We start from the raw sequence: 11,952 nt of genomic DNA, 5'->3' as shown, positions 1-11,952 counted from the left end.
TTGGAAGGGTGACAGATGGAAAACGAGATTTTAAACGACAAAAAGAAAAAGGTAGAATGAGTAATCTCCTTCCACCTTTTTCTATTAATTATTCCTCTTCTTCTTCTTCTTCGTTATCAAGGAAAGTATTTAACATTTCCTCAATCATATCCCATTCAGCTTCTGATTCAATTGGAAGTAGATCTCCATCTTCTCCATTTTCATTTGGAGTAAAAGATGATGCATGAATTTCAATTTCTTCATTTTCATCTTCTTCTGCACCTATTGGATAATATAGAACATAAGATTTGCCAAACTCTTCTGATTCAAAAGTAAATAATACGTTACAAAGCTGCTCATTTCCATTTTCATCTACAATTGTGATATTTTCTTGACCGTGGTCCATTTGCAGTCACCTCATCTATTTTTTCTATCAAGATAACCTTGTAAAATCATTACAGCAGCCATCTTGTCAATCACTTGTTTACGTTTTTTACGGCTAACATCTGCATCTATTAACATACGTTCCGCAGCCATTGTTGTCAATCTTTCATCCCACATGGTGACAGGGAGATTGTATTTATCAGTCAATAACTTCGCATAATGTTCCGATGCTTCTGCACGTGGACCGATAGTGTTGTTCATGTTTTTTGGGAAACCTACAACAAATTCTGTTACAGTATGCTCCTTGACTAATTCATCTATCCGTTCTAAACCGAACTCTAGATTTTCTTCGTTAATTTTTATTGTTTCAATACCTTGGGCAGTCCAACCAAGTGCATCACTTATTGCTACTCCTACTGTTCTTGAACCAACGTCTAAACCCATTATCCGCATACTTAAGCCTCATTATTTTTTTTAATATAGAACTTTACTAATTCCTCTAGAATTTCGTCACGTTCCAATTTACGTATCATATTTCGCGCATCTTGATGGCGAGGAATATAAGCTGGATCACCAGATAGAAGATAACCTACAATTTGATTGATTGAATTATACCCTTTTTCTTCTAATGCTGAGTGTACTTGTAGCATCACATGTTTTACTTCCTGTTCCATGGATTCTTCAGGAAAGTTAAATTTCATCGTTTTGTCAAATGAACTCATGATCAGCACCTCGCTTTCAATTTTAATAGGCAATCTTACATATCTATCCATAGTATAACCGAATTTGGAAATAGTATCAAATACACATGTTGCATGAATACTGTTTTTGTTTCTTTCATGTGATAAATTTTACCCAAAAATGTGCATGTTGGGATGTCCAACGAAATGAGAATTAAACCGATTTGATATACTCATATACCGAATTTAAAGCAGTTTCAAGCTTGCTACCATCTTTTGCACCAGCCATTGCAAAGTCAGGTCTTCCTCCCCCTTTACCTCCACACTGTTCCGCTACTAATTTGACAATATTTCCTGCGTGGTAGTTTCCGCCAACCAAATCCTTTGTAACGCCAGCAGTGATCATTACTTTATCACCGTCAATTGCACCTAGTACAATAACTGCCTTTTCAAGTTTTTGTTTTAAATCGTCCATCATTTGACGCAATTGATTATTATCTTTTGCATCTACTTTAACCGAAAGAACCGTTATGTCATTTATAGTCTGTGCAGCCGATAATACGGAAGAAGCTTGGCTATTTGCAATTTTTGCAGATAGTGATTCATTTTCTTTTTGTACGTTTTTCAAGTCATTTAATGTTTGGGTTACTTTTGTTACTAAGTCTTTTGGTTGAGCTTTTAACAGATTCGCTGCTTCAACTAATGTTTTTTCCTCTTCTTTTACAACTTCAAAAGCACCTTTTCCTGTCACTGCCTCAATACGTCTAGTACCTGCTCCAATACCGCTTTCGGAAAGGATTTTGAAGAACCCTATTTCGGAAGTTGCATGCACATGAATCCCACCACATAATTCTAATGAGAATTCTCCCATTTGAACTACGCGTACAATCTCACCATATTTTTCTCCGAATAATGCCATAGCTCCCATATTCTTCGCTTCATCAATATTATGGTAACCTGTAACAACTTGAATATTTTCCCAAATTTTTTCATTTACAATATGTTCTACTTGTTCAAGCTCTTCTTTTGTTACTTGTCCAAAGTGAGAAAAGTCAAATCGAAGTCGATCAGGCCCAACATATGAACCAGCTTGGTTTACATGCGTTCCTAACACATCTTTTAATGCTTGATGAAGTAAATGTGTAGCAGAATGGTTTTTCACCGTATGACCACGTAATGAGCGGTCTACTTTAGCTATAACCTCAGCACCGGTTGTTACCTCTCCTGATTCTACAATGACAGTGTGTAGATTTTGACCATTTGGTGCTTTTTGAACGTCTTTTACAAAGCCTCTAAAAGTATCATTTTCAATAATCCCGTGGTCTGCTATTTGTCCGCCACTCTCTGCATAGAAAGGAGTTTGAGATAGTACTACTTGAATTTCATCCCCTTCACTTGCTGATTTAGTAAGTGCTTCTCCGTGGACGATTGTTGATATATTTGTTGTAACGGATAACGTATCATAACCAACAAATTCACTATCATCGTGAATATTTCCATAAACTTCAGATTGTACTTGCATAGAATCTACATTTTGTCGTGCTGCACGAGCGCGATTACGCTGTGCTTCCATTTCTTCTTTGAATCCTTCATGGTCAACTGTCATATTAGCTTCTTCTGCATATTCTTCCGTTAACTCGATTGGGAATCCGTAAGTATCATATAGTGTGAACGTTGTAGTTCCAGGAATGAAAGATTCTCCTTTTTCTCGTTGCTCCACAATTACCTTCTCTAAAATAGCAAGACCATCATGAAGGGTCTCATGGAAACGTACTTCTTCGTTTTTAATTACACGCATAATAAAATCTTGTTTATTTGTTACCTCTGGGTAGAAGTCTTTCATTATTTCACCAACTACTGGCACTAACTCAAATAAAAATGGCTTGTCTATACCTAATTGTTTCGCAAATCGAACAGCTCGGCGAAGTAATCTACGTAATACGTATCCTCTGCCCTCATTAGAAGGAAGAGCCCCGTCTCCGATTGCGAATGCTACGGTACGGATATGGTCTGCAATTACCTTGAAAGCTGTATCATATTCGTTATTCGTACGATAAGATTTTCCTGAAATTTCTTCCGTTTGACGGATGATTGGGATGAATAAATCTGTATCAAAGTTTGTTGGTACATTTTGTACAACACTTGCCATACGTTCTAGTCCCATTCCCGTATCAATATTTTGTTTTGGAAGTGGTGTATACGTATGATCTGGATTATGATTAAATTGTGAAAATACCAAGTTCCAGATTTCTAAGTATCGTTCATTTTCTCCACCTGGATATAATTCAGGATCGTTTAGATCATTACCGTAAGATTCACCGCGATCATAGAAAATTTCAGAGTTTGGACCACTCGGACCTTCTCCTATATCCCAGAAATTCCCTTCCAATCGTATAATACGCTCTTCAGGAATACCTATTTCGTCCTTCCAAATAGTATATGCTTCTTCATCTTCAGGATGAATTGTTATAGATAATTTCTCTGGGTCAAATCCTATCCATTTTTCACTCGTTAAAAACTCCCAAGCAAAATGAATTGCTTCCTTCTTAAAGTAATCGCCGATAGAGAAGTTTCCAAGCATTTCAAAAAATGTATGGTGCCTTGCTGTCTTCCCTACGTTTTCAATATCATTAGTACGTATAGATTTTTGTGCATTCGTAATTCGAGGATTTTCAGGTACTACGCGTCCATCAAAATATTTTTTCAATGTTGCAACACCACTGTTGATCCATAGTAGAGAAGGATCATTGTTCGGTACTAAGGGAGCTGAAGGCTCTTGTGCATGCCCTTTTTCCATAAAAAAATCTAAATACATTTGTCTAATCTGTGCACCAGTTAATTGTTTCATACGTATTTTCCTCCTAAAATAGAAAATTAAAATCGCATTGCCGTATTACAAGCTTTCTCGACAATATAAATCTGGTCAATCGCCGAAGGCTTTCATTTTATTCAACATAATGGATTATCACTATATTTTCCATTTCCCACAACTAAAGAAAATGTAAATAATCTACTGAATAAAATAAAAAAAGCCTTCATCCCTAAAAAAGGGACGAAAGCTATAATTTCGCGGTACCACCCTAGTTACACAATACAAAATTATTGTGTCTCTCAGTAACCTTAACGCGGCTATACGGCAGGTTTTGACTGCACTCAAGAGTAGCTTTCCTACTTGTTAAGATCTGAAGATTCTTTCAGCCAAGGAATCTTTCTCTTTACAGTAAACAAGAGTACTTTCTCTATCATCGATTTGCTTATGCATTTGATTATAAAAAACTATCCTACCAATGTCAATTATCGCCTTCCATAAATTGATAAGGAGTAATACCATTCATTCCGATTAATGGATCGATTTGGTGATAATTGTCCGCTGACAAGTAAGTAGAGTCCGTTTGAATTTCCGCGATTGTCTCTTCTATATTTTCTTCACTTATATTATTTTTTTCCTCACTTAAAGTTAAACGGTTCTTTAAAGTTGTCAATCGTTGAAGGTCATCTTTTCGTTGTACACCAAACTTAAAAACTTCTGGGTCTCCACATAATATTAAGAAGTTTTTTGCTCTTGTTATACCTGTGTATAATAGATTTCTTCTTAGCATTTTCATATAACTTCTCGTTATTGGCATAATAACTGTTTGGAATTCACTACCTTGTGATTTATGAACGGAGCAACAGTAAGCTAATGTAATTTGACTTAAATCATTTTTTTCATATGTTACTTCGTTTCCATCAAATGAAATAACAAGCATTTCTTTCTTTTCAACCGTCTCTGCAGCTTTAAAAATACTTACTACCTCACCCATATCACCATTAAATACATTACTTTCCGGTTGGTTAACTAGTTGAAGTACCTTGTCCCCTATACGGTATATCGTTTCCCCAAATACCATTTCTTTTCGCTTGCCATCCGTATTAGGATTCACCATTTCTTGAATCATTTTATTTAAGGCATCTATTCCAGCTGGGCCTCTATACATAGGGGCCAATACTTGAATATCACGTATAGAAAATCCCTTTGTGAGTGCACTTTTTAATACTTGTTCAACTACTTTTGGGATTTGTTCCGTAGATGCTTTAATAAAAGAACGGTCCTTCGTCTTTTCCAATAAAGTTTGAGGGACTTGCCCATTTTTCATTTCATGTGCCAACTCTATAATAGAGGATCCTTCCGATTGGCGATAAATATCTTTTAACTCCACGGTTGGAATTCGTTCAGAAGCCAACAAATCTTTTAAGACTTGCCCTGGGCCAACAGGTGGTAATTGGTCTTGGTCACCTACAAAGATAACCTGGGCATCCTTTGGGATAGCTTTTAATAACTGGTGACCAAGCCAAGTGTCAAGCATCGAAGTTTCATCAATAATAATTAATTTCCCTTCGATTTCTTTCCCTTCTGCTTCCGAATCTTCTTGTCCATTAAAGCCTAATAATCGATGAATAGTCATAGCAGGTAATTCTGTAGATTCACTTAAACGCTTTGCAGCTCTACCGGTAGGGGCAGCTAGAACTACAGGAAAAGGCTTTTTGTCTTTTGCCCACTCTTTTGGATCTAGGGAAAGTCCATGAAGCTCACCGTACAACTCAACAATTCCTCTTACTACTGTCGTTTTCCCAGTTCCAGGACCACCAGTGAGAAGTGTCATACTTGAATTGAGCGCCGTTTCAATCGCTTGTACTTGCGTCTTAGCATATTGAACCCCAAGTCTTTCTTCTATACCACCGAGATGCTTTTTCATTTCAGATAGAGGAAACTTATGATGTGAATCATTTTCATTAAGTAATGTTTCAATTTTAGAGCTAATTCCTACTTCTGAAAAATAAAGGGAAGGGATGTAGAATCGATTGATTTCTCCTACAATTCGTTTTTCCTCGGAGAGCTCAATACAACACTTTGTGATTGCTTCATAAGAGATTTCCTCTCTTTGTGCACTTTCCAATAAACTTTTGACAGATTCCAATAATTGTTCCGCATATAAAAAAACGTGACCCTCACTTAGAGAAGCAGTCTGTAATAAGTGGAAAATGGCCGCTTTTATACGATCCGGATGATTACCTTGAATACCGAGTTTATATCCTAGTTCATCCGCTCGAACAAATCCTACTCCCTCAACTTCTTCAATTAGACGATATGGATTTTTGGTTAATACATCTATTGTTTCTTCTCGGTATGCCTGATATATTTTCATCGCAACCTGAGGACCAAAACCCCATTCATTGAGCTGGATCATTACTTTTTCTAGACCTAAGTTTTGTTCCAAAACAGCTCTTAATGTTTGCTTTTTATCTTCAGCTAGTTTCGGAATTACATCTAGTGCAGTTGGATCATCTAATATTCTATTAATAGCATTTTGACCAAGCATCTTCACTATTTGTTCTGCCGTTTTCCTTCCAATCCCAGGAAACATATCACTAGATAAATAATGAACGATCCCTTGTTCTGTTGCAGGAACTTCCTTCTGAAAAGTTTCTGTTTGAAATTGAACGCCATATTTGGGGTGATTTTTTATAACCCCAGTAAATTTATAGGCTTCTTCCAAAACTAAAGGTGGAAAGTAGCCAGTCACAATTATTTCTTTTTCTTTGTATGTAGTGTTAGTAGATTTAATCTTTAATTTAATGATAGAAAATAGGTTTTGGGGATTATGAAAAATAGAAACGATAGGACGACCAGTAATAAATTGTTTTTCATTATTTATTTCCATGGTCATACTACCGCCTCCGATTGTAGTTAATTGCGTAGAGAAATCATATCGTACACATAACGTGCTTGATCATAACTTGGTTGAATGGTATAAGCTTCTTTTAAATGGTGTAGTGCCGCCTCAGTATTTGTAGTGGACACTGCATAAAGCACACCTAGATTATAGTGGGCATCCGCATTTTCTGTATCTGCTAGTAAAATTTCTTTTAAAATTGGTTCCGCCTCTACAAACATTTCAAAACTTGCTAGAGCAATAGCATAAGATAGCTTTATTTGTAAATCGTGTGAGTCTATCTCATATGCCCTTTGAAAGTATGGAAGCGACAACTTTGTTTGACCTAGTTTTTCAAAGCTTTTTCCTAACATAAAATAAGCATCCGGACCTTCAATTCCATTAGCTATTGCTTTTTCGTATAACTTCGCCGCTTCCTCAAATCGGTCAACTTCAAAATATAAATTAGCTAAACTATAATAAGCTGTCGCAGCATGTTCATCTATTACGATAGCTTTTTGAAAGAATCTTTCTGCCCGTTCATTTTCATTCATAGATGCTAGCAAATTTCCAAAATTGATATATCCAATTACTTCATTTGGATTTTCTTCAATCGCCTTCGTGAATAACTCTGCTGCTTTTTCATAGTTTTCTTCTTGAATGGCTTGTATACCCAATTCATTAAAATTCATTGTATATTCCTCCCAATTAGCCGACGTAATCCAATTGCATACCATCTTTGAACACTTTATCAATCGTTGCTCCACCTAAACACTCGTCTCCTTGATAGAAAACAACTGCTTGTCCTGGTGTAATGGCACGTACCGGCATATCAAAAGTAACTAAAACCTCATCATTTGGAAGTAATTCCACGTGAACTCCGACATCCTCTTGACGATATCTAAATTTAGCTGTGCAATCGAAACTTTTTGGTTTTTCTATAGTAGTAGTGAAAGAAAGACCTGTAGCTTTTAGGCTTGTAGAAAATAGTGCATCATTATTAATATTTTGACCAACTAACAATACATTTCTTTCTAAATCCTTACCAATAACAAACCATGGATCACCTGGTCCACCGATACCTAAACCATGACGTTGACCAATTGTATAGTACATTAACCCATCATGTTTACCCATTGGTTTACCATCCATCGTTTCCATCACGCCTTGTTGAGCAGGCAAATACTGACCTAAAAACTCTTTAAAGTTTCGTTCTCCAATAAAACAAATTCCAGTAGAATCTTTTTTAGTTGCAGTTGCAAGACCTTGTTCAAGAGCAATTTCACGCACTTTTTTCTTTTCTAAGTGACCAATGGGAAACATTACTTTTTCTAATTGGTCTTGGTTTAATTGATTTAGGAAATACGTTTGATCTTTGTTAGCATCTTTTCCGCGGAGCATACGAGTTTGTCCATCTCTTACTTCCACTTGGGCATAATGACCAGTTGCTAAATAATCCGCTCCAAGTGCAAGAGCATGCTCCAAAAATGCTTTGAATTTAATTTCTTTGTTACACATAACATCTGGATTTGGTGTTCTACCTGCTTTATATTCCTCTAGGAAATACGTAAAAACTTTATCCCAATATTGCTTCTCAAAATTTACAGCATAATACGGAATACCGATTTGGTTACATACTTTAATAACATCATCATAGTCCTCCGTAGCTGTACATACTCCAAATTCATCGGTGTCATCCCAATTTTTCATAAATATACCGATTACATCATATCCCTGTTCTTTTAACAAATATGCTGCAACGGATGAATCGACTCCACCGGACATTCCAACTACTACTCGTGTATCCTCTATTTTTTTCACTTTTTAAACACTCATTTCTAATTATTCGTTAAAATCCTAGAATAATTTTACTAATTCTATTTGCTGCTTCAATTACTTGAGATTCCGAATTATTGATTCCAAAGCTAAAGCGTACAGAATTCCTTAGCTCTGGGGATTTCTCACCAAACATTGCGACTAAAACATGTGATGGATCTATAGAACCTGCAGTACAAGCTGAACCGCTAGAGGCATCAATACCTGCTAAATCAAGTTGAACTAAAAACGTTTCTACATCTGTTTTTGGAAAACTAATATTTAATACATGTGGAAGAACATTTACTTTAGATCCATTAATAGAAAAATCAACACCATTGTTTATTAATTGTTGGACAAAAGCATTTTTTAGACTGTTTAATGCCCTACTATTTTCCTCTAAGTGTTGTTGCTTTAACTCCACAGCTTTTGCAAAACTAACTACTGCAGGAACATTTTCTGTTCCTGCACGTTTCTTTCTTTCTTGTTGACCACCATAAAATAATGGTTTTAAGTATATTCCATTTCGTTGATATAAAAAACCAATACCTTTTGGACCATTAATTTTATGACTAGAAACGCTAAGTAAATCAATATGAAGTTCTTGCACATTAATCAAGATACTACCGTATGCTTGAACTGCATCTGTATGAAAGTAAGCAGGATGATCTTTTAAAAGCTGTCCAATTTCACGAATTGGCTGAACAGAACCCACCTCATTGTTTCCAAACATGATAGAAACTAATATAGTATCGTCTCGAAGTGAATTTTTCAAGTCATCGACCTTAATGATTCCTTCTTCATTTACAGGTAAATAAGTTACTTCAAAACCTTCACGTTCTAATTGTTCACATGCATGTAAAACAGCATGATGTTCGACTTGGGATGTAATAATATGTTTTCCTTCTTGCACTCGTGCAAAAGCAGTCCCAAAAATAGCATAATTATCTGCTTCCGTCCCACCACTAGTAATGGTTACTTCGTTTACATTTGCCCCTATACTTGAAGCTAGAATGGTTCTTGATTCATCTAGTTTCTTCCGTGCTCTTCGGCCTGTTTGATGAATACTTGAAGCATTGCCATATTCATCGTTCATTTCAGCTGTAAAGGTTCTGATCACTTCTTCTGCCATCGGTGTTGTTGCGGCGTGATCTAAATAAATTCTAGTCATTTCGAACTACTCCTTAAATGTAAAACATATATCCATCATTATTCTTTGGATCATCTTCTGTATGTTTTGCTAAATCTTCGATTGTAGTCGTCTCTAACACATTTTTCACTGCGTCACGAATACGCATCCAAAGCTCTCGTTGTGGTGGCTCTTCCTCTTCAATACCTTCAACTATTTGAATAGGTCCTTCTAGTACACGAATAACATCACCTGCAGTAATTTCGTTAGGGACTTTCGATAGCATATATCCACCGTAAGCGCCTCTGACACTTTTAACTAGTCCTGCATTTCGAAGAGGAGATACAATTTGTTCAAGATAAGCCTCCGATAAATTATGATCCGATGCAATTTGACGAAGTGCCAATGGACCCTCTCCGTACTGTTTACCTAGCGCTATCATAATGGTTAATCCATAACGTCCTTTTGTTGAAAACTTCAATATATTCCACCCCATTAAATATCTAATTAGCCTGTGCATACTCGTAGCACAGGAATTGAAAAATTCTTTCCCTAGTATAGCATAAATACATCATATAACGACTTCAAAATGACTTTTCAGCTCTACTTCGTTATAATTAAAGAACAGATGTTTGAATAAGGAGAGATCATTTTGAATAATGAACCTTTAGCATATAGAATGAGACCCCAAACAATAGATGAAATAGCTGGACAACAACATGTTATCGGAAAAGATACAGCATTATATAAAATGATAAAAAATGGACATGTCCCTTCTATGCTTTTATATGGGGACCCAGGAGTTGGCAAGACTTCGCTTGCATTTGCAATTGCAGGTACAACTAAACTACCTTTTGTAGCATTAAATGCAACAAAGGCTGGCAAAAAAGATGTAGAAGATGTCGTAGCTGATGCGAGATTAACGGGGAAGGTCATTTTATTTTTAGATGAGATCCATCGTTTTAATAAACTTCAACAGGATACATTATTACCTCACGTAGAAAATGGCTCTATTATATTGATAGGTGCAACAACCGAAAATCCATTTCACGATGTAAACCCTGCAATACGATCCCGTTGTGGAGAAATTAAACAACTAAAAAGGCTTACATCAGAGGACGTAGATCTTCTGCTAAAAAGAGCACTTGAAGACTCTGAGAAAGGGCTCGGAAACGTAGCTATTGAAATAAGCAATGAACAAAGAAAAAAAATAGCGGATGCGGCAAACGGAGATGCAAGAAAAGCATTAACCTTATTAGAATCAACCATATTTGCTAGCTTTGAAGAAAACGGCGTTACGAAAGTGGAAGATTCTATATTGAACAGTCTTGTGGATAGAGTGGGTGTTTTTGGAGATAAAAAGGGCTCTCACTTTTATAACCTCTTATCAGCTTTACAAAAGTCCGTACGTGGAAGTGACACAGATGCCGCACTTTACTATTTGGCGCATTTACTTGAAAACGGAGACTTAGTTGCTGTTTCAAGAAGATTGCTTGTTATGAGTTATGAGGATATCGGCCTTGCAAATCCTTCTATTGGTCCACAAGTGCTTGCAGCGATTCAGTCTGCAGAAAGACTAGGACTCCCAGAAGCCCGAATCCCTTTAGCGAACGCTGTAGTTTTAATGTGTCTTTCTGAGAAATCCAATTCAGCATATTCAGCTTTAGATGCTGCAATTGCAAGTATACATCAAGGCAAAATAGGAGACATTCCTAGCCATTTAAAAGATACACATTACGCGGGAGCTAAGGACCTAGGTCATGGAGGGTATATTTATCCTCATGATCATAAAATCGGTACATTCGGAGGATGGGTCAATCAAACCTACTTACCTGATAATCTTATCGGAAGCAAATTCTATACCCCAATCGAAGCAGGAGAAGAAAAACGACTTTCCGCCATATATAATAGGTTAGAAAAGTTTAAAATAGAAAAATAAAAAGCAAAAATCCAGTCATTCCAAACATGACTGGATTTTTACTTTTTAGTGCTTCTGCGCAAAGCTCGTCGCAGACCATTTAGTTAACGATTCTATATTGTAATACCTTTAAACACCCATCTTGCGTCTAGTATTACTCACTTTCTTCGTCTGTTGGCTCTTCATTTTTTGGTTGGTTGCTGTACCGTTTCCTACTGATTTTCCGCCAGAAGCTTGGTTTTTCTTTTCTTCAAGCTTTTGTTTCACTGCTTCTTGTAATGTCATTTTCTTTTTTGGAGCATCTTGATTATTTAGCTCTGTCATATATGACTACCTCCTCTTTTGTACACTTTT

Annotated in this window: 11 protein-coding genes and 1 other annotated feature; of the genes, 1 reads left to right on the top strand and 10 read right to left on the bottom strand. The window is 36.4% G+C overall.

From position 1 onward, the window contains the following. Positions 1-88 precede the first annotated feature (88 nt). From P2Q73_RS07285 to cymR, 9 genes are all read right to left on the bottom strand, one after another. A complete protein-coding gene (locus tag P2Q73_RS07285; protein WP_275785317.1) occupies positions 89-385 on the bottom strand; it encodes a DUF1292 domain-containing protein in 297 nt (98 codons plus the stop codon). An 11-nt stretch (positions 386-396) separates the two neighbouring features. Next, positions 397-816 carry a Holliday junction resolvase RuvX gene (ruvX, locus tag P2Q73_RS07280; RefSeq protein WP_053588803.1) on the bottom strand — a complete coding sequence of 140 codons (420 nt, stop codon included), beginning with the start codon at positions 814-816 and terminating at the stop codon, positions 397-399. A gap of 2 nt (positions 817-818) precedes the next feature. Beyond that, a complete protein-coding gene (locus P2Q73_RS07275; protein ID WP_053588802.1) occupies positions 819-1,085 on the bottom strand; it encodes an IreB family regulatory phosphoprotein in 267 nt (88 codons plus the stop codon). A gap of 172 nt (positions 1,086-1,257) precedes the next feature. After that, the gene (gene alaS, locus P2Q73_RS07270; RefSeq protein ID WP_275785308.1) at positions 1,258-3,891 is read right to left on the bottom strand and encodes an alanine--tRNA ligase; all 2,634 of its coding nucleotides are present in this window, start codon (positions 3,889-3,891) and stop codon (positions 1,258-1,260) included. A 197-nt stretch (positions 3,892-4,088) separates the two neighbouring features. After that, positions 4,089-4,298 (bottom strand) — a binding site (T-box leader). A 35-nt stretch (positions 4,299-4,333) separates the two neighbouring features. Further along, positions 4,334-6,751 (bottom strand): SF1B family DNA helicase RecD2, encoded by a 2,418-nt coding sequence (gene recD2, locus P2Q73_RS07265; RefSeq protein ID WP_275785305.1) that lies wholly within the window; start codon positions 6,749-6,751, stop codon positions 4,334-4,336. A gap of 20 nt (positions 6,752-6,771) precedes the next feature. Beyond that, positions 6,772-7,428 (bottom strand): tetratricopeptide repeat protein, encoded by a 657-nt coding sequence (locus P2Q73_RS07260; RefSeq protein WP_056831595.1) that lies wholly within the window; start codon positions 7,426-7,428, stop codon positions 6,772-6,774. A gap of 16 nt (positions 7,429-7,444) precedes the next feature. Beyond that, positions 7,445-8,521 carry a tRNA 2-thiouridine(34) synthase MnmA gene (gene mnmA / locus P2Q73_RS07255; RefSeq protein WP_481747149.1) on the bottom strand — a complete coding sequence of 359 codons (1,077 nt, stop codon included), beginning with the start codon at positions 8,519-8,521 and terminating at the stop codon, positions 7,445-7,447. 64 nt (positions 8,522-8,585) lie between these two features. Further along, on the bottom strand, positions 8,586-9,722 hold the full coding sequence (locus P2Q73_RS07250) for a cysteine desulfurase family protein (protein WP_056831593.1): 1,137 nt from the start codon (positions 9,720-9,722) through the stop codon (positions 8,586-8,588). Between the two features lie 13 nt (positions 9,723-9,735). After that, positions 9,736-10,161, bottom strand: coding sequence for a cysteine metabolism transcriptional regulator CymR (gene cymR / locus P2Q73_RS07245; RefSeq protein ID WP_053588797.1), 426 nt, complete (start codon positions 10,159-10,161; stop codon positions 9,736-9,738). Positions 10,162-10,332: 171 nt separating this feature from the next. Here cymR and P2Q73_RS07240 point away from each other — a divergent pair, with 171 nt between their 5' ends. Beyond that, entirely contained in the window at positions 10,333-11,619 is a 1,287-nt protein-coding gene (locus tag P2Q73_RS07240; RefSeq protein ID WP_056831592.1) for a replication-associated recombination protein A, read from the top strand. Positions 11,620-11,727: 108 nt separating this feature from the next. Here P2Q73_RS07240 and P2Q73_RS07235 read toward each other — a convergent pair whose 3' ends face one another. Next, complete coding sequence (locus P2Q73_RS07235) at positions 11,728-11,922, bottom strand: hypothetical protein (RefSeq protein WP_056831590.1); 195 nt, start codon at positions 11,920-11,922, stop codon at positions 11,728-11,730. Positions 11,923-11,952: the final 30 nt, after the last annotated feature.

It is taken from the genome of Bacillus sp. Cr_A10, from assembly GCF_029222665.1.
Taxonomy (GTDB): domain Bacteria; phylum Bacillota; class Bacilli; order Bacillales_A; family Planococcaceae; genus Psychrobacillus.
The sequence above is the reverse complement of the archived record's forward strand: the minus strand, read 5'-3'. Positions and strand labels throughout refer to the sequence as shown.